Source organism: Streptomyces sp. NPDC019531 (assembly GCF_044903305.1).
Lineage (GTDB): Bacteria > Actinomycetota > Actinomycetes > Streptomycetales > Streptomycetaceae > Streptomyces.
In genome coordinates, this window is record NZ_JBJDQL010000003.1 from 261,491 (window position 1) to 279,941 (window position 18,451).

The 18,451-nt window shown below is 69.8% G+C and carries 12 protein-coding genes and 2 tRNA genes; 5 read left to right on the forward strand and 9 right to left on the reverse strand.

Going from position 1 to position 18,451, the window contains the following annotated elements; translation table 11 throughout:
- Positions 1-182: 182 nt before the first annotated feature.
- Together ACI2L1_RS05510 and ACI2L1_RS05515 are read right to left on the reverse strand one after the other, a co-directional pair.
- On the reverse strand, positions 183-1,067 hold the full coding sequence (locus ACI2L1_RS05510; protein ID WP_404737992.1) for a rhomboid family intramembrane serine protease: 885 nt from the start codon (positions 1,065-1,067) through the stop codon (positions 183-185).
- Between the two features lie 97 nt (positions 1,068-1,164).
- Positions 1,165-1,692, reverse strand: coding sequence for a peptidylprolyl isomerase (locus ACI2L1_RS05515; protein ID WP_404737993.1), 528 nt, complete (start codon positions 1,690-1,692; stop codon positions 1,165-1,167).
- Between the two features lie 242 nt (positions 1,693-1,934).
- Here ACI2L1_RS05515 and ACI2L1_RS05520 point away from each other — a divergent pair, with 242 nt between their 5' ends.
- A complete protein-coding gene (locus ACI2L1_RS05520) occupies positions 1,935-2,636 on the forward strand; it encodes a DUF5324 family protein (RefSeq protein WP_404737994.1) in 702 nt (233 codons plus the stop codon).
- A 1,291-nt stretch (positions 2,637-3,927) separates the two neighbouring features.
- Positions 3,928-4,314: a PPOX class F420-dependent oxidoreductase gene (locus ACI2L1_RS05525; RefSeq protein WP_404737995.1), complete on the forward strand. Its 387-nt coding sequence runs from the start codon at positions 3,928-3,930 to the stop codon at positions 4,312-4,314.
- Positions 4,315-4,379: 65 nt separating this feature from the next.
- Here the strand turns inward: ACI2L1_RS05525 and ACI2L1_RS05530 are convergent, their stop codons facing one another.
- Both ACI2L1_RS05530 and ACI2L1_RS05535 read right to left on the reverse strand, forming a co-directional pair.
- Complete coding sequence (locus tag ACI2L1_RS05530; protein WP_404737996.1) at positions 4,380-7,151, reverse strand: hypothetical protein; 2,772 nt, start codon at positions 7,149-7,151, stop codon at positions 4,380-4,382.
- Between the two features lie 1,483 nt (positions 7,152-8,634).
- A tRNA-Ala gene (locus tag ACI2L1_RS05535) sits at positions 8,635-8,707 on the reverse strand.
- Positions 8,708-8,892: 185 nt separating this feature from the next.
- On the opposite strand from ACI2L1_RS05535, the gene ACI2L1_RS05540 reads away from it, so the two are divergent.
- Both ACI2L1_RS05540 and ACI2L1_RS05545 read left to right on the forward strand, forming a co-directional pair.
- A complete protein-coding gene (locus ACI2L1_RS05540) occupies positions 8,893-9,441 on the forward strand; it encodes a helix-turn-helix domain-containing protein (protein ID WP_404737997.1) in 549 nt (182 codons plus the stop codon).
- A gap of 238 nt (positions 9,442-9,679) precedes the next feature.
- Positions 9,680-11,959, forward strand: a complete 2,280-nt coding sequence (locus tag ACI2L1_RS05545) for a protein kinase (protein ID WP_404737998.1) — start codon at positions 9,680-9,682, stop codon at positions 11,957-11,959.
- A 239-nt stretch (positions 11,960-12,198) separates the two neighbouring features.
- On the opposite strand, the gene ACI2L1_RS05550 is transcribed toward ACI2L1_RS05545, so the two are convergent.
- Both ACI2L1_RS05550 and ACI2L1_RS05555 read right to left on the reverse strand, forming a co-directional pair.
- Complete coding sequence (locus ACI2L1_RS05550) at positions 12,199-13,608, reverse strand: hypothetical protein (protein ID WP_404737999.1); 1,410 nt, start codon at positions 13,606-13,608, stop codon at positions 12,199-12,201.
- A gap of 239 nt (positions 13,609-13,847) precedes the next feature.
- Positions 13,848-13,976, reverse strand: a complete 129-nt coding sequence (locus tag ACI2L1_RS05555; RefSeq protein ID WP_003999697.1) for a DLW-39 family protein — start codon at positions 13,974-13,976, stop codon at positions 13,848-13,850.
- A gap of 339 nt (positions 13,977-14,315) precedes the next feature.
- Here ACI2L1_RS05555 and ACI2L1_RS05560 point away from each other — a divergent pair, with 339 nt between their 5' ends.
- Positions 14,316-14,651, forward strand: a complete 336-nt coding sequence (locus ACI2L1_RS05560; RefSeq protein ID WP_404738000.1) for a DUF6344 domain-containing protein — start codon at positions 14,316-14,318, stop codon at positions 14,649-14,651.
- A gap of 144 nt (positions 14,652-14,795) precedes the next feature.
- Here ACI2L1_RS05560 and ACI2L1_RS05565 read toward each other — a convergent pair.
- The 3 genes from ACI2L1_RS05565 to gyrA all read right to left on the reverse strand — a co-directional run bounded on the left by ACI2L1_RS05565 (position 14,796) and on the right by gyrA (position 18,439).
- Positions 14,796-14,872: transfer RNA gene (locus ACI2L1_RS05565), tRNA-Ile, on the reverse strand.
- A 111-nt stretch (positions 14,873-14,983) separates the two neighbouring features.
- Positions 14,984-15,808, reverse strand: a complete 825-nt coding sequence (locus tag ACI2L1_RS05570; protein WP_404738001.1) for a DUF3566 domain-containing protein — start codon at positions 15,806-15,808, stop codon at positions 14,984-14,986.
- Between the two features lie 18 nt (positions 15,809-15,826).
- The gene (gene gyrA, locus ACI2L1_RS05575; protein WP_404738002.1) at positions 15,827-18,439 is read right to left on the reverse strand and encodes a DNA gyrase subunit A; all 2,613 of its coding nucleotides are present in this window, start codon (positions 18,437-18,439) and stop codon (positions 15,827-15,829) included.
- Between the last annotated feature and the right edge of the window lie 12 nt (positions 18,440-18,451).

An 18,451-nucleotide genomic window follows, 5' to 3' on the forward strand; every position in this document is an offset into this window, starting at 1 on the left:
GGAAAAGACGACGATCTGTGGATAACCCATCTGGTGTTGACGCCGGTACGACCATCGGACCAGCCTCCGCAAGCTTGTTCGCCCCCTGCCTGACCTGCATAGACACGGGTCAGCGACAGGGGGCACAGCTGTTCCCGCACTGTATGCACAAGATCCGGCACTCGCTGTGGACAACGTGCTGCTCAGGTGAGCTGCGCGGTCCTCACCAGGATCATGACCACGACGACCAGCAGGACCAGCGCACAGGTGCCGTACTGCACGAGCGCCCGCCGCTCACGCGGGGCGTGGACCATGCCGTAGCCCGTGATGAGCCCGGCGACGAGGCCGCCGATGTGGGCCTGCCAGGAGATGCCGCTCCAGCCGAAGGTGAAGATCAGGTTGATCACCAGGAGCGCGATGATCGGCCGCAGATCGTAGTTGAGCCGCCGCATCAGGACCGCGGTCGCGCCGAAGAGGCCGAAGATGGCACCGGAGGCGCCGAGGGTCGGGGTGGTCGGACTGGCCAGCAGATAGACCAGGGCGCTTCCCGCGAGACCGGAGACGAAGTAGACCGCGAGATAGCGGGCACGGCCCAGGGCCGCTTCGAGGGGGCCGCCGAGCCACCACAGGCTCAGCATGTTGAAGCCGATGTGCCAGATCTCCTGGTGCGCGAACATCGAGGTCACCAGGCGGTAGTACTGCCCGTCCGCGACGCCCTCGGTGATCGGGAACGGCGCCGACGGATAGGCACCGACAAGGCTGAGATCCGCCGCCAGGGACGCGTTGGCCTGGATGGCGATGAACACCGCGAGGTTGATCCCGATCAGGATCTTCGTGAACAGCCGGGGATCGGCCGTGACGCTACCGCCCGCGATGGTGCGCGGCCTCGCCGCGGACGGAGCCGGTCCGCTGCCGCCCCCGTCGCGCACGCAATCGGGGCAGTGGAAGCCGACGGAGGCGCTGACCATGCACTCGGGGCAGATCGGGCGCTCGCAGCGGGTGCAACGGATGCCGGTCTCACGGTCCGGATGCCGGTAGCAGCCGGGCAGGCTCTGGGCCTGAGGTGAACCGCCTGCCGCCTGTTCCATGACATCCCCTAGGTCGTCGTACGCACATGCACCGCCCCGCTCATCCTTACGGTTGAGCGGGGCGTTTGGTTCCCTTCGCGCGGGTTCCCGCGGGGCCTCAGCGGGTCTCGACGACGACCGACTCGATGACGACGTCGTTGACCGGCCGGTCGTTGGGGCGGGTGGTCTTGACACCGACGATGGCGTCCACGACCTTCTGGCTGGCCGCGTCCGTGACCTCGCCGAAGATGGTGTGCTTGCGGTTCAGCCAGGCCGTCGGGGAGACGGTGATGAAGAACTGCGAGCCGTTGGTGCCCGGACCCGCGTTGGCCATCGCGAGCAGGTAGGGCTTGTTGAAGGCGAGGTCGGGGTGGAACTCGTCCTCGAACTCGTAGCCCGGACCGCCGATGCCGGTACCCAGGGGGTCACCGCCCTGGATCATGAAGCCACTGATGACGCGGTGGAAGATCGTGCCGTCGTAAAGCCTCTTGGTGGACTTCTCGCCGGTACCCGGGTGCGTCCACTCGCGCTCGCCCTGGGCGAGTTCGACGAAGTTCTTGACCGTCTTCGGGGCGTGGTTCGGCAGGAGCCGGACTTCGATGTCGCCGTGGTTCGTCTTGAGGGTGGCGTAAAGCTGCTCGGCCACGATCTGCCTTCCGTTGTCTTGTTGTGCCCCTCCGATCCTCGCATGAATCAGGCCGAGGAGGCTCCGGGCAGAGGCGCCGGGCGGCGATCCGTGGCATTGTCGTCGACAAGCCCCTGTTGCCACGTATTCATCCGCTATTGATCCGGATGCCCGCCCTCAGGTGCCGGACTGTGCCCCGGCAGGCATGATCCGTAAAAGGGTGGAAAGTCGAAATACCGTACGCCACCGAGGAGGAGGATCCCGTGACCCGCATCGACAGCGTGCGCGCCGCGACCGGCTCGGCGAAGGACAGCGTGCTGCACGCCGCGGAAGTGGTGGCGCCCTACGCCGACACGGCCAAGGACAAGGCTTCGCACTATGCGGCAGAAGCACGCGTACGGCTCGCGCCGAAGGTCTCTCAGGCGGCCGAGCAGGCGCGTGTCCAGTACGGCGCCCATGTCGCGCCGCGTCTGGAACAGGCCCGTACGCATGTTCCGCCGAAGGTCGACCACGCCGCCCACGAGGCAGCCGTCCGTACCCGCAAGGCCGCCAGGCAGGCCGCCGACTATTCACGTCCGAGGATCGAGCAGGCCGTCGCCGTGGCCGGACCGGTCGCCGAGGAGGCCACGGCCCGCAGTGCGGCCGCGCTGGTCGCGCTGCGTGGCCAGGTCTCGCCCAAGGAGATCCAGAAGCTGGTCCGCAAGCACGAGCGGCGGGCGCGGGCCGGACGGCTCGCCAAGGCCCTCGCGGTCGCGGGCATCGTCGCGGGCGGCGCCTTCGCCGCCTGGAAGTGGTGGGACAAGCAGGCCAACCCGGACTGGCTGGTCGAGCCCCCCGCCGCGACCGAGGTGCCCGAGACGGGTCGGCTGACGTCCGTGGACGGCACTGGCCAGTCCGCCCTGGACCCGGAGGTCCAGGCAAAGGAGGCCGAAGAGGACGCCGCCCGGCACGACGAAGGGCGCTGACGCCGGTCCGACGGCGTGTACCAGTGGTGGGGCGGAGCGTTCTCCGCCCCACCGTTGTGCTCACCCCACGGGCCGAACCGGTGTGACGGGCTCCCGTGCGGCAGTCGCGGGGACACGTCTCCCGCACCGAAGGGCCGCCGCCCTCATGAAGCCCTCGCACCGTGGGCTGCCCGCCCTGGCCGGCGTACTGCTGCTCGTACCCGACGTACGTCGGGTACGTCGGGTACGAGCCCGCCGACGTACGGCGTCTCGGCGAACTCGGCGCATGGCTCGGCGGACCCGCGCCCCGGGTCGGGCACGTGTATCCGCCCGGCGACCGCTGGAGCAGCATCGAGGGAGCGTCGGGCTGTCCGAAGGCCTGGGCGGCCTGGCGACGGGCCGACCCGAAGCGGATGTTCTGCCTAAACGTGCCGCAATGTGCCGCTGCTTGCGCGGGGCGTCCAGGTCCGCCGCAGCATCTCGTCCACCAGCGACTTGAACGGAGCGAGCCGGGTCGCCCGGGGCGGGAGTTCTTCCGTGGCCGCGGCCACGCGGAGCCCAACGCCTTCTGCACCGTGGGGTGCCCGACCCCGTACTTGCGCATCAGAGCACGCTTGCCCAGCCCGGCACGGTGGTCACGGCGGATCGCCGCACATAGCTCGGTCCTCGACTTCGACGCCATCGGCGGTCCCCAGAGGTATGGAGCGCCCCAGGAGCACCCCCGTCCCCACCGCAAGCCCCCAGGTGTTGCTGGAACTCGTGCGGGGCGGCAGTAGACCGCACGGGAGCCCTGCCCGAGAACGTCATCCGGTTTACCCGCGGCCTGGAGGCAGCCCAGCGCTCCGGCACTGTCGAACATGTACGCCGCCTGCACGCCGGAAGACACGAGGACTACCAGCAACGCGTCTTCACCGACCTCGCCAGAGCCTCCGAGAGGCGGGCCTGGGACGTCCGCTCCCAGCTGCAGATCGCCACGACCCTCACCCGGCGCGGCGCCAGCGCCTCCGAGCAGCGCGTCCCGGCCGCAGCCCGCACCTTCCTCCGCCAGCAAGACCACATCCCCGCCGCCAGCGCGGGCCCGACGATCCTCTATCTCCCTCCCCCGCCCCCGCCACAAACGCGAACGGCCCGGCCCGCCACGCGAGGGCCCTCAAGCCGCAGCCGCCGCGCCGACAGCAATCCCCAAAGGAGGCACCGGAACAACACCTCGACGGCGCACGCCAGGAGCGCCGTCAACGCCGAGCTGCGCTAGTCGCCCAGGGCCTCCGCGTCAGGCCCAGCGTCCTGCCCTCAGGCCCAGCAGAAGCCGGACATGGACGGCACGTCGCCGGAGCGGCTCGGAGCGGGCAAGTTTGCGCTGATCACCAGCTACCGCAAGAACGGCACCCCGGTCGCCACCCCGGTATGGGTGGTGCGCGACGGCGACACACTCGGTGTGTGGACGACCGCCGACTCCTGGAAGGTGAAGCGGATCCGGGCTTGCGGCGACATCCTCGTCGGTCCCTGCGACCTGCGCGGCCACCCGACCGGCAGCCAGGTCCCCGCCACCGCCGAGATCGGCGACGAGGCGACCGTCGCCCGCTACCGCGAGCTCATCGTCCGCAAGTACGGGATCACCGGCCGGCTCACGCTGCTCGGCAGCCGCCTGCGCGGCGGGCTGAAGGGGACCGTCGGCATCCGGGTGAGGCTCCAGCCCTGAGACGCGTACGGCCGCGCGGTCCCCTCGGGGAGAACCGCGCGGCCGTCACCACGGTGCGTCCCGTCCTACGACGCGTCCAGCACCGTGCCGCTCACCACCGGTCCGCCGGGCTGCGGGTCGCCGTTCTCGCCGGCCAGCTGGAACCGAACCGACTCGGCGGGCTCCGCCACCTGGTCCTTGACCGTGGGCAGCGTCAGCTCCGCGCTCGGTTGCCCGGCCGGCACGCTCGCCCACAGGGACAGGAGCGTCACCGACGACAAGGGGCGCTCCGGATCGGGATCCTCGCTGGTGGAGTCCGTGAACCACGCCGGGTCCACGTCCTTCGTGGACAGCTCCGGGCCGTCGGTGACGGGTACGACGACGTAGTCCGCCCCGACGTCCACGTCCGCCACCGCGGACAGGGACACCTTCCACCGCAGGGGCTGTCCCTCGGTCACCCGGTCCGCGACCGGCGTCACGCTGATCGTGGGCTTCGGGTCGTCGTTCTGCACGATGACCCCGCCGGCGTACGAGCCGATGACGGAGCCCCGCACGGCCTTCACCAGCACCGTGGTGTCCACGTCGCCGGAGAAGCGCGTATTGCCCTTCGCCTCGACCGGCACTCTGATGTCATGGCCGCCCGGCCGCACCGTCACCAGGTGGTCCTTCGCCTCGCGGGTGGCCGTGTCGACGACGTAGACGCGTACCTGGCCGCTGCCCTGCCCGGACACCTGCACGGGCACCTGGTACGTACGGGTGCCCGAGTTGCCCTCCTTGACCGAGAGGCGGCCGATGTCGACGCGCGGCAGTGCGGCCGCCCGCACCGCGGGGGTGCCGGGGCGCCAGCCCCAGGCGTCCATCAGCCAGGCCTGCCCCTTGGGCGAACGGGGTGTCAGTTCAAGGGACTTGATGTGCTTCAGGTCGAGACCGGCCCGGGATGCCGCAGTCAGGGGCACACGGACTTCGCGTGCCCAGTAGGAGCTGGTCCGTTGAGTGCCGGGCAGTCCGTCGACGCGAACGCGGCCGAGTGCGGCGCGCTTGCCGTGGGTGTCGGTGAGGGACACGTCGAGGCGGGTGTCCGTCGAGTTCGGCGGCACGATCACGCGGAGCGCCATGTCCTTGGCACCTGCGAGCCCGACCGCGTTCGCGGGACTCAGCCGCACCGCCGATCCGGCCGCGGACCAGTCCAGGGCGACCGCGCGGCGGCCGACCTCACGGTCCGTCTCCCACGACGCGAAGTGCGGGGAGGCCCCCTGAACGTCGGGTCCGAGGCAGGCCACGTGCTCGTCCGGGTCCACGGCCGAGCACAGCCGTCCGCCGGTCACCGTGACCTTGCCGTCCGGCAGGAACCCGCCGGTGCGGTTCGCCCCGACCGCGTGGGTGAGCACCCGCGCGGGATCGGCCGAGGGCGCCCGCCTGCCCGAACCGTCGAGCAGCGGCCGTACCCGGTCGTCCCCGGCGACGAACAGCCGGGCCGCGGCGGCGATGTAGGTGCTGCCCGCCTTGTGCTGCTGGTCGGCGGACAGCCGGGTCGCGGTGCCCGGCGAGCACACCGGGTCAGGATTCTCGGTGTCGTCGTAGAAGTCGTCGGCCGAGGGCGCCTCGGACTGTCCGGGCGTCCACTCCGAGTTGAAGAAGTTGTGGTCGGCGCCCACCACGTACACCGCGCTGTGCAGCGCGGCACCGCGGCTGACCGAGCGGGTGCCGTCGACGTACACCTCGCCCTGCAGGTCGGAGACGTCGCCGTCGCAGCCCGGCAGGATCGTCGCCGACGGCACGTCCGCGACGGGATTCTGGCCGAAGTTCGTCGGTCCGATCAGGACGGTGCCACGGATGTGCCAGCGCACCGGGCCGTGATAGCCGTCCTGCGCGGTCGGCGGCGGATAGAGGCTGTCCATAGCCGCCCGGTTCACGCCCTCGCCGCCGCGCGAGTGGCCGACGAGCAGGACGCGGGACAGGTCGGCCTTCGGGGCGTTTCGTACGACCGCGGGGGCCGAGCCGGGGTGGGCGGCCCAGTCGGCCCAGCGGGCCAGGTGCTGCCGCACCAGGGACGAGCGGGCCTGGGCGCCGCCGTCCTCGACGTCGTCCTGGCCGTTGATGCCGTTGGCGGAGATGGAGACCGTCACATAGCCCTGTGACGCGAGGAGTTGCTGGTCGCGCAGATAGCCGCGGTAGCTCGGGATCTCCTTGGTGCCGGTCGGGCAGGGCCAGACGAGACTCGTGTCGTCGCCGGAGTAGCAGGTGGGGTGGCGGCCGTGCAGGAACAGCGCGAGCGGCCGGCTGCCGGTGGCGGCCTTGGGCGCGACGACCACGGCGCGCATCTCGACGGGCTGGGGGAAGTCGGGCAGCTTCACCGGGGCGAGGTCGTACTCGCCGGTGGTCGTGCGGTACTGGCCCGGCTTGCCGGGGTCGACGGAGTTCGCCGGGAGCCGGGCCGGCGGCTGTGCCGCGTCACGCCGGGCTCGCGGGGCCTCGGTGCGGCCCGCGGCGTCCAACTGCCGCCCACCCGCGCGTACTTCGAGCCCCTTCAACGTGCTCGTCGACTGGCCGTGTTCGAGGCCGAGCCGGAATGTGCGCCCGTCCTTCCCGGGTGTCGGGTGGCCGAGCAGCCGGTCCCCGGCGTAGAAGTCGACGCGTGCGTCTCCTATCGGCACTGGTGCCGTCGAGCGCCACACCAGCTGCCGCGCGGCACCCTCGCCGGCGATCCGCCAGCCGTGCGGGAGCGTGCCGTCGCCGCCTTCCGTCACCGCAGTCGGTCTGCCGGCCGACGGCGGTGCCGCCTGTGCCAGCCCTGGTGATCCCCCCGCCACCGCGAGCACCGCCGCAGCGGTCACCCATATTCGCCGGGCACGGAACAAGGTTGCCCTCCTCAAGTACGGAGCACAGGCGCCCCGTTGGTCAGCGGGGGCCTCTCGCGTCCCGGAGGACGGGCTGGGGAGTTTGTGGGTTGCCTGTGTCCGGGGATTCGTCCGGTGTCCGGCCGTGCGATCAGGCCCACGGGGGCGGCCAGGCATGGGCGCCCGGCCTTCGGGACAGGAGCAAGGCGGTCACGGCCGCGGAGGCTCAATGAGCCGAACTCCGTTGCGCGCCGCCGTCGTCGGCACCGGCCACTGTGCCCAGACCTTCACCCGGAGCCTCGTCGCACGCCCCGCCCACCACGTGGTTGCGCTGTGCGACCCGAGCCCGACACGGATGGCCTTTCACAACCGCCTGCTGGCCGCCGTCGGTGAACCCGCCGCCACCGAGTGGGAACCGGACGGCTTCGCGGACATGCTCGCCAAGGAGGACATCGACGAGGTCGTCGTCACGACCGTCGATTGCCGCACACGAACGCTACATCGTGCCCGCTCAGCAGGCGGGCTGCGGTGTGGTCACAGAGAAGCCGATGACCGTCGCCGCGGGCCGGTGCGCGCGCATCTCGACGCCGTGAAGACGACCGGCAACCCCGCACTGTCGCCTTCAACTCCCGCTTCAACCCGGTGCACGAGACGGTGCGCGCCCTGCCCCCAGAGGTATGGAGCACCCTCATGCTCTCACCGCAAACCCCCAGGTGTTGCCGGCACTCGTCAACAAGTTCCCCGCGAACCCCCGGTGTTGCCCAGGCTGAACGACAGACGTTCCAAGCCAACTCAATGGCCGGGAGCCGGCGCAGGCGACGGAACGTTCCTGCATCCCACTTCCCGCCTACCGGACCTGTGAGGAGCAGTCCGTCACGGGCCAGCCCCTTGGCTCGACGCCCAAGCATCTGGTCAAGCCGGTGGGTAATGACGATCGTCCGCCGACTCATCTTGGTCTTCGGCGGTCCCATGTACTGCTTGCCGTCCTCGTCCCGCTTTCAGGCCCTCTGTACGCGAATGGCAGGCCGTCCATGGCGGTGCCCCAGATCGCGGGGTTGAAGGTCGGTGGCCTCGCCTGGGAGCCGGGTGTAGTCACACGGGGTTCGTGGCGCGGAGCGGCGCTCTTGAACCACGGTTGACATGTTCTGTTCGACCAACCGCCGGTACTTGGCCTTGGTGTCCCCCTGGATGCCAGTGAGCAGATTGATCTGCTTCATGGCGTAGGGCTCGAACATCTCGTCCTACGGATGTCCTGGATGAAGCCGCGGCCACGTATCCACCCGGGCGGCCACTGCTGCCCGTGGCCGTTCACCAGGTTCTAGAAGCGCTCATCAGCTTCGGACTCCGTGAAGATCTCGGATTCGTTCTTCCCGCCGTGGGCCCCGCCGGCTCGCCACCGAACGATGTACGAGACCTCTCCGTCCGTGCGCTTGCGTTCCGCACTTGGGCAACGAGAAAGCCCCCCTGACCCACGTTTCCGCAGGTCAGGGGGGCTTTCTCGAAGTGGAGCCTAGGGGAGTCGAACCCCTGACATCTGCCATGCAAAGACAGCGCTCTACCAACTGAGCTAAGGCCCCGAGAAGAGATACGTCCGCCGGAAGAACCACTCACCGGTGGGCGACGCAGACCAGAGTACCGGGTCTCCCCGGGTACTCCGCAAAAAGATTGGGGGTCCCCGCGAACGACCACTCTCCGTAAGATGCTCGGCGTGGTTCGCTGTCGCGAACCACGGATTTTTTGGGGAAGCGATGGGGAGACGCACATGGACGCCGCACAGCAGGAAGCGACCGCAAGAGCGCGGGAACTGCAGCGGAACTGGTATGGGGAGCCGCTGGGGGCGCTCTTCCGTAAGCTCATAGACGACCTCGGCCTCAACCAGGCTCGTCTCGCGGGGGTCCTGGGACTGTCCGCTCCGATGCTCTCGCAGCTGATGAGCGGTCAGCGGGCGAAGATCGGCAATCCTGCCGTGGTCCAGCGGGTGCAGCTGCTGCAGGACCTGGCGGGGCAGGTCGCCGACGGCAGCGTGAGCGCGGCCGAGGCGACTGAGCGCATGGACGAGATCAAGAAGTCGCAGGGGGGTTCGGTGCTCAGCAACACCACGGCCACGACGAGCAGTTCGGGTGCGCCGACGGTCAAGCGGGTCGTCCGCGAGATCCAGTCGCTGCTGCGCTCGGTCGCCGCCGCCGGAGACATCATCGACGCGGCCGACACCCTCGCCCCGACCCACCCGGAACTGGCAGAGTTCCTCCGTGTCTACGGCGCCGGCCGCACCTCCGACGCCGTCACCCACTACCAGTCCCACCAGAGCTGAGCCGTCCGCCCGGCCGCCGAAGGGGGTTCGGCAGCCGGGCCGAGGGCCGTGCGAGCAGCACGGAGGGGCGCGAGGGGTCGCGCTCCTCACCGGGGGGTGACACACGGGGGTGTGTCACCCCCCGAGGAGACGAGGAACACGGGGCCGTATCTCTCATCCGGGAGGCCACGAGGGGTCGTATCGCTCAGCGAGGGGGAAGCAAGGGGGGTAACCGCAGGGGGAGGAGCGACACACAGCCATGGGTGAGGTGTTCGCCGGCCGGTACGAACTGGCCGATCCGATCGGGCGTGGAGGCGTGGGCGCCGTCTGGCGTGCCTGGGACCATCGGCGCCGCCGCTATGTGGCCGCCAAGGTCCTGCTGCAGAGCGACGCGCACTCCCTGCTGCGCTTCGTCCGCGAACAGGCTCTGCGGATCGACCACCCCCATGTCCTCGCGCCCGCCAGCTGGGCCGCCGACGACGACAAGGTCCTGTTCACCATGGACCTGGTATCCGGCGGCTCGCTGGTCCATCTCGTCGGGGACTACGGCCCGCTGCCACCAGCTTTCGTCTGCACCCTGCTCGACCAGCTCCTCGCGGGGCTGGCCGCGGTGCACGCGGAAGGCGTCGTGCACCGGGACGTCAAGCCCGCCAACATCCTGCTCGAAGCCACCGGCACCGGCCGCCCCCGGCTTCGCCTGTCCGACTTCGGCATCGCCATGCGGCTGGGCGAACCACGCCTGACCGAGACCAACCTCGTCGTGGGCACGCCCGGCTATCTCGCGCCCGAACAGATGATGGGCGCCGAACCGGACTTCCCCGCCGACCTGTTCGCCGTCGGCCTGGTCGCGCTGTACCTCCTGGAGGGCGCCAAGCCCGACACCAAGGCACTCATCCAGTACTTCGCCGCCCATGGCACCCCCAGCGCGCCCCAGGGCGTCCCCGACCCGCTCTGGCAGGTCGTGTCCTCGCTCCTCCAACCGGACCCCCAGGCACGCTTCCGCACCGCCACGGGGGCCCGCAAAGCACTCGCCGCCGCCAGGGAACTCCTTCCGGAGCCCGGCCCCGACGACGAGTCGATCGAGATCTTCGACCAACTCGGCCCCCTGCCCCCGGGGTTCGCCCCAGAGGGCCCACTCAAGCGGGCGCCGGGAGTGGATCCCAGCCGGACACGCAACGGGGGCGCCGGGACGGGGGGCGAGGTGCGTCTTCCGGCCGATGACGCGCGTGGTGGGGCATTCTGGCCTGGCGTCGGTCCTGGTGCCGGTGTCGGTTCGAGTTCTGGAGCCGGTGCAGCTCCTGGTGCCGGTTCCGGGGCGGCTTCCGGTTCCGGAGGGGCTTCCGGTCCCGGTTCCGAAGCCAGTACCGGTTCCGGAGCCAGTACCGGTTCCGGAGCCAGTACCGGTTCCGGTGTTGCTTCCGGTTCTGTTCCTGGTTTCGGTGCCGGCGCCGGTCCCGGTGCTGGTTCCGGCACGGGTGAAGCGGGTGGGGTGCCGTCCTGGTCCGGCGAGGGCGGCGGAGCGGCATCCCGGCCGGCTGAAGCACGTGGGGCGTCCTCCTGGTTCGGTGAAGGAAACGCACGGTCCTCCCAGCCCAGGGAGCCAGGCAGTGCGCCCTCCTGGCACAGCGAGGGAAGCGGAACGCCGTATCAGCCTGGAGTAGCCGGCGAGGCGCCGTACCAGCCTGGAGGCGTGAACGGGGCGGTGTCCCGGCCTGGCGAGAGGAACGAGGCATCCGGGCACGGCGACGGAAGCGCACGGCCCTGGCCCGGGGAAGCGAACTCGACATCCTGGCCGCGGGAAGTGAGCCAAGCGTCCTGGTCGGAACAGGCCAACCCCTCGCCCTGGTCCGACCAAGCCGACCCACAGTCCTGGCCGGGCCAGGCCAATCCGTCGTCCTGGTCCGGCGAGACAAGCCCCCCGCCCACCCCGGGTGCCGGGCCCCTCGACCCAGGCGGCGATGTCCCCGCCCCTCATTCGAGCACCGGGGCGGGGGCTGCCCATCGCGGCCCGGACGCGTCCTCCGCGACCGCCGGCCCCGGAACGAACCCCCAGGCCCCATGGCCCCCGCACCACACCCCGCCCGCTCCCACCGGGCCGCCGTCGATGTCGGAGACGGGCAGCTTCCATCTGCCACCGCCCCAGTCCACGGGCCCCCGCTCCCAACCTCCCACCCCACCGGAGCCCCAGGCACAGCCGCACGAACCCCGCCCACAAGCCCAGGCACAGCCACACCAGCCCGCCCCGGCCCACTCCGCCTACATCTACCCCCACGACCCCACACCCTCCACCCACGCCCTGCCCACCCCCCAACCTCCCGCCCCACGCTTCCCCACGCAGGCACCGGCACGGATCCCGCACCAGCTCCACGCTGACGCCTCTACTGCTTCGTACACCGCTCAGAGCCCGCAGGTTCCACCCCCCGCCCGGTCAATTTCGCGAGCACGCCGCAGCGGCCCACCCGCAAAGGTGGCGATCACCCTCCTGCTTCTGGCCCTGGCCTGCTACGCCGTGGGTTTCTGGGCACTCACCCAGATCTGAGTTCACGGTCTCCCGAAGCGACCCACAGCCCTGAGTCGCCTGCGCCATGGGGGAAAACCGTGTCCCTGCAGAGTCACCGGCAAACCGAGAACGTCAGCCCCAAGCCACACACCACCCAGAGAATCCTGAGAATCCACAGCCCCACAGCCCCACAGCCCCACAGCCCCACAGCCCCACAGCCCCACAGCCCCGAGGCACAATCCCAAGGCCCAGCCCAGCCCCAACCCGAGCCCGCCCCCCTACACCCCGGCAGCCCTCCGCCGCCCCACCACACTCCACACCCCGAGAACCACCAGCACCACGGTCCCCACCCCAATCCCCCCGACGGCCACCAGCTTCATCCCGGCGTCATCGCCCCCACCGCCCCCACCGCCATCGGCACCCGCGGCCACCCCGCCCGCCCCCGCCGAGCCCCGCCCGAGAATCCCCACCTGGAAGACTCCCGAAGGCTCGGACTGCCCCGCGTAACCGGGCCCGGCCGTCGCCGCCCCCTTGACCCGCACGCGCAGCGTCAGCCCGAGCGGCCCGTCGCCGAACTCCCCCACCCGCGCGGCGAGATGCACGACGAGGTAGTAGGCCCCGGCGAACCGCATCCCGCTCACCCGATCGGGGAGGGCGTACCGGTTGGCATACCCGACCGGCGGCAAGGCGGCGAGAGCTCCCGACTTCTGGCTGCCGTTGTAGCTGATGCTCGTGGCGTCGACGAGTCCGCGCACGGGGTTGTACAGGGCCAGGTTCACGGCCCCCGGCACGAACCCGCCCCCGCCCGATCCCCCGCCGCTCGAACTGCTCAGGTCGGCGGTGGCGTATACCTGCTGCCCCCAGTCGACCGGCACCTCATAGAACAGCGTCTGCCCGGGCCGTACGTCATCGCGCCAGACCCCCTGTTCCAGCGCGGTCGCCGAGTCGAACCCCCCGCCGCCCCGGAGCTCTGCGGCTTCCCCGCCGGGAGGCGAGGGCGTGGCGGAGTTCCAGGCTTCGGGCGCGCTCGTCGAGCCCGCCTGCCGCAGCCGGGGTTCCAGCACGGGCGCGAGCTCCAGGGCCCAGTCGTCAGACAGGGACTCGGTGCGCAGTACCCGCTCGACGACGACGTAGTACGTACCCGTGCCCTGGCACAGCGACCGGCTCGACGGCAGCTCGCGCGCGCCCCACGCGGTGAGGGGACGGGGGCTGCGGCCGGCGCCGATGGTGGCGGTGTCCGCAGCGGAGCAGGACCGGCCGTCGGCGTCCTGCACGGACACCCTCACGCCTTCCGTGGCGGTGACCGTGGCACCCGTCGGCGGTACGGCCGTCGCGGCGACGTACACGGTCGAGGTGCCGTCGAGTTCGAGACGGTAGTAGACCTTGCCCTCGCTCGGCAGCGAACTCCGGTATGTCGTGCCGGGCTCCAGGCGCTCGGCGTGCGCGGTGCTCACCGCTCCCGCGACCGACGGGGCGCCGTCGGCGAAACCGTACGAGAAGGCCGTAGCAGAGGAAGAAGAAGGGGAGGCGGAAGAAGGGGAGGCGGAAGAAGCGGAGGCGGAAGAAGCGGAGGCGGAGAGAGAGGGAGAGCCGGAGGCTGCGAAGCCAGGAGCTCCCGCCGAACCGGCCACCGCGCCCAGCACGAGCCCAACGAGGGCCACCCGCCGCCACGCCGTACGCCGCCCCATCCCGCGCCACCCCTCCGTGCCCCCGCCCGAGCTCCTACGACCGTCCCTGCAACGTCCCTGCGGCGCGACCCCGGTACGGCGGGTCGGCCGTGGGCCATCCTGCCCCGCCGGGCCACCGCCCACCCTCTCAATCCGCACGGCCGTCCGAAAACCCCGACCCACAGTCCGACCCGGCCCGGGCAACACAAAACCCCGACCGCAACCACGGCCGGGGTCTGTTCAGAATCGGATGTCGGTACTCACGAACCCGTGGGCACGGAGTCAGTCGCCTCCGTCCACAGATCCTGCTCGGCGCGATCCGCCTGGATCTGGCGGTACACGAGGAGCCCGCCGATGGCGGCCAGTGCGACCAGGAGAAGCTTCTTCACCGCGCGACCTCGTCTTTCCTTGACGTAAGGGACCTCTGCCGCCCGACTATACACACCGACCGATACCGATCGGTGACCTGCGTCGTGGCCCTCAACTCCCCCACGGAACAGCCCAGTAGAAGCGGAATAAGGATCTCCGATCAGAGGGTGATCACACCTCAACGGACGGTCACTTCAACCCCTCTCGCCCCGCTTCTTCTCCTTATCGACCTCCTTGCACCCATCCGTGTGGTGTTCATCTGAAGATCGACGCGTCACAGGCGCCGGTCCGTGATTTCGCGGCGCATATACACATCATGAGGAAAGTACGCAAATCGCCCAACCCGAAAGTGAGGGATCATGGCCCGGAACAAGGTCACGCAGCTGTGGACGGCCGTCATCACGGCCTTCCTCGCGCTGTTCACGGCGCTCGGACTCATCACGACGACCGCCGCCGCGGCCGTACCGCAGACCCAGCCGACCCGCAACAGCACCGTCACGCACCCGGAGCCTCAGGCGATGCCCCAGGGACTCCGGGCCGGCGCCAGATCCCTGCCGCCCACAATGAAGCAGCGCATCCGCGCCGAAGCCCACGGCAAGACCCCCAGCTGCCGTTCCCGCTCCCTCGACGACACGGACACGTCCGCGGAGACAGGCAAGGACCCAGCCGAACCGGACACAGCGGACTGCCCCTGACGGCACGCAGCGCCCCACCCGAGAGACACCGATGATGCGACGAAGCGACGAAGAAGTACCGATGATGCAGCACGGAACGCACCGCGAATCGCACCCCCAAACGCCGAAGACCCCCAACCGGAACCGGCTGAAGGTCTTCGTGTCTGGTGGGGCTAACAGGATTTGAACCTGTGGCCTCATCCTTATCAGGGATGCGCTCTAACCAACTGAGCTATAGCCCCGCCGCGCTCTGCGGCGTATGTCCCGCGCGCTGACTCCTGAAGATTAGCGCACGACGTGGGCAGTCCCAAAATCGGTTCTTGGGGGACCGCCCCCACAGGTTTGAAGCAGGGTTACTCGTCCTCGGCCAGCGTCAGCTCGACGCCGCCGACGAAGCCCGCGGAGAGGTTGTAGATGAACGCGCCGAGGGTCGCGAGCGCCGTCGCGAGGACGACGTCGATGACCGCGATGATCGACGTGAACATCAGGACGTTCGGCAGGGAGAGGAACGCCTGGAGGTCGAAGCCGTTCGACTCGTTCGAACCGGTCGCCTCGGAGATCGTCCCGCCGACCGTCGAGAAGACGCCCATCGCGTCCATGACCATCCACAGCACGGTGGCAGCGACGATGGTGCAGATGCCCAGCGCGATGGAGAGCAGGAAGCTGACTTTCATGACGGACCACGGGTCGGCCTTGGCCACCCGCAGACGTGCTTTCCGGGTGCGGGGCGTGGTGCGCGCGCCGGTGCGCGGGCGACGTACGGCGCCGGCCGGGGCCTGCTGGGTCGGGTAGGCCTGCGGCGGGTGGTACGGACCGGCCTGCTGCTGCGGCTGCCGTTCCCCCGGCAGCGGAGAGGGCGAAGGCTGGGGCTGCGCGGCAGGCTGAGGCTGCGGCTGGGCTGCCTTCGGCGGTGCGGCGGGCGGCGCCGCCGGCCGGGCCGGCGGCTGGGTGTCCGTCACAGGTCCCCCCTGGGATCCATGAGTCTCGGGCGAGCGCGACTGGGTCGCGGGCGGCTTGATCGCCTTGAGTTGCGTCGTGTGCGTATCCGGCGTGTGCGTTTCTGTCGCATGCGCGTCTGTCGCACGCGCGGCAGAGCCACGGCCGCCGCCGTCCGCCTCCGTGCCGGGGGAGGACCCCCTAGAGGTTCCGGTCGATCCGGCGCCCGTGGCTCCGCTCACGATGACTCACTCCTCGTGCTACTCGGACGAGGGCGACTCACCCTCGTCCGTGCCGATGGTCTCGGCGACACCCTCGACGGTCTCGTCGTCGGCCACATCGCCGTCGACCTCCTCCGCCTCGCGTCCCGCCTCGGCGTTACGTGCGATACCGACCACGGCATCGCGCTTGCCCAGGTTGATCAGTTGGACGCCCATGGTGTCACGGCCCGTCTCCCTGACCCCGCTGACTCGCGTACGAATCACACCGCCGGACAGCGTGATGGCGAGGATCTCGTCGGTCTCCTCGACCACCAGCGCTCCGACGAGCGATCCGCGGTCCTCCACGATCTTGGCGGCCTTGATGCCGAGGCCGCCGCGACCCTGGACGCGGTACTCGTCGACGGGGGTCCGCTTCGCGTACCCGCCGTCCGTAGCAGTGAACACGAACGTACCGGGTCGAACAACATTCATCGAGAGCAGCTCGTCGCCCTCGCGGAAGCTCATGCCCTTGACACCCGAGGTGGCACGGCCCATGGGACGCAGGGTGTCGTCCGAGGCAGTGAACCTGATTGATTGGGCCTTCTTGCTGATCAGAAGCAGATCACTGTCGGCCGAGACGAGTTCGGCACCGATCAGTTCGTCGTCCGAACCGTCCTCGCGCTCACGCAGGTTGATGGCGATGACGCCACCGGAACGCGGAGAGTCGTAATCCTTCAGTGATGTCTTCTTGACCAGACCCGCCTTTGTGGCGAGCACCAGGTAGGGCGCCGCTTCGTAGTCGCGGATCGCGAGGATCTCGGCGATCGCCTCGTCGGGCTGGAAGGCCAGCAGGTTGGCGACGTGCTGCCCGCGCGCGTCGCGCCCGGCGTCCGGCAGCTCGTACGCCTTGGCCCGGTAGACGCGGCCCTTGTTGGTGAAGAACAGCAGCCAGTGGTGCGTGGTGGACACGAAGAAGTGGTCGACGATGTCGTCTTCCTTGAGCTTCGTGCCGCGTACGCCCTTGCCGCCGCGCTTCTGGGCGCGGTAGTCGACGGTCTTGGTGCGCTTGACGTAACCGCTGCGCGAGACCGTGACGACGATGTCCTCCTCGGCGATGAGGTCCTCGATGGACATGTCACCGTCGTAGGGCACCAGCATGGTCTTGCGGTCGTCGCCGAACTTCTCGACGATCGCGGCGAGTTCCGCGCTGACGATGCCGCGCTGGCGGACCGGCGAGGCCAGGATCTCGTTGTACTCGGTGATCTTCGCCTGGAGTTCGTCGTGCTCCTGGATGATCTTCTGGCGCTCCAGGGCGGCCAGTCGGCGCAGCTGCATCTCGAGGATGGCGTTGGCCTGGATCTCGTCGATCTCCAGGAGCTCCATCAGGCCCGTGCGCGCGATGTCGACGGTGTCGCTGCGCCGGATCAGCGCGATGACCTCGTCGATGGCGTCCAAGGCCTTCAGCAGACCGCGCAGGATGTGCGCCCGCTCCTCGGCCTTGCGCAGCCGGAAGCGCGTACGGCGGACGATGACCTCGATCTGGTGCGCCACCCAGTGCCGGATGAACGCGTCCAGGGACAGCGTGCGCGGGACACCGTCGACGAGCGCCAGCATGTTGGCGCCGAAGTTCGACTGCAGGTCCGTGTGCTTGTAGAGGTTGTTCAGTACGACCTTGGCGACCGCGTCCCTCTTGAGCACGATGACCAGGCGCTGACCGGTGCGGGAGCTGGTCTCGTCCCGGACGTCCGCGATGCCTCCGACCTTGCCGTCCTTCACCAGGTCGGCGATCTTCTGCGCGAGGTTGTCGGGGTTGGTCTGGTACGGCAGTTCCGTGACCACCAGGCACTGGCGGTTCTGGATCTCCTCGACCTCGACGACCGCGCGCATGGTGATCGAGCCACGGCCGGTGCGGTACGCCTCCTCGATGCCCTTGCGGCCGACGACGAGCGCGCCGGTCGGGAAGTCGGGGCCCTTGATGCGCTCCATGAGCGCGTCCAGCAGCTCCTCGTGCGAGGCCTCGGGGTTCTCCAGGTACCACTGGGCGCCGGCCGCGACCTCGCGCAGGTTGTGCGGCGGGATGTTGGTGGCCATGCCGACCGCGATACCGGCCGAGCCGTTGATCAGCAGGTTCGGGAAGCGGGCCGGCAGGACGGTCGGCTCCTGGGAGCGGCCGTCGTAGTTGTCCGTGAAGTCGACGGTCTCCTCGTCGATGTCGCGGACCATCTCCATGGACAGCGGCATCATCTTGCACTCGGTGTACCGCATGGCGGCCGCCGGGTCGTTGCCGGGAGATCCGAAGTTGCCGTTGGAGTCCACCAGCGGCATCCGCATCGACCACGGCTGCGCGAGGCGGACCAGCGCGTCGTAGATCGAGGAGTCGCCGTGAGGGTGGTAGTTGCCCATGACGTCGCCGACGACGCGGGCACACTTGTAGAAGCCCTTCTCGGGCCGGTAACCGCCGTCGTACATGGCGTACAGGACGCGGCGGTGGACGGGCTTGAGACCGTCCCGGACGTCCGGCAGCGCACGGGACACGATGACGGACATCGCGTAGTCCAGGTACGAGCGCTGCATCTCCGTCTCGAGCCCGACGGGCTCGACACGCATCGCGACTTCGCCGCCCTCTTCAGGGGTGGCGGGACCAGAAGAGAAATTTGGAGTGTCGTCGGCCATTGCTGGTGAAGA

Excerpts from the sequence above, each read along its gene's own strand:
- gyrA (WP_404738002.1), bottom strand. The coding sequence starts at position 18,439 with ATGGCCGACGACACTCCAAATTTCTCTTCTGGTCCCGCCACCCCTGAA.
- ACI2L1_RS05525 (WP_404737995.1), top strand. The coding sequence starts at position 3,928 with ATGGACGGCACGTCGCCGGAGCGGCTCGGAGCGGGCAAGTTTGCGCTG.
- ACI2L1_RS05510 (WP_404737992.1), bottom strand. The coding sequence starts at position 1,067 with ATGGAACAGGCGGCAGGCGGTTCACCTCAGGCCCAGAGCCTGCCCGGC.
- ACI2L1_RS05545 (WP_404737998.1), top strand. The coding sequence starts at position 9,680 with ATGGGTGAGGTGTTCGCCGGCCGGTACGAACTGGCCGATCCGATCGGG.
- ACI2L1_RS05560 (WP_404738000.1), top strand. The coding sequence starts at position 14,316 with ATGGCCCGGAACAAGGTCACGCAGCTGTGGACGGCCGTCATCACGGCC.
- ACI2L1_RS05550 (WP_404737999.1), bottom strand. The coding sequence starts at position 13,608 with ATGGGGCGGCGTACGGCGTGGCGGCGGGTGGCCCTCGTTGGGCTCGTG.
- ACI2L1_RS05540 (WP_404737997.1), top strand. The coding sequence starts at position 8,893 with ATGGACGCCGCACAGCAGGAAGCGACCGCAAGAGCGCGGGAACTGCAG.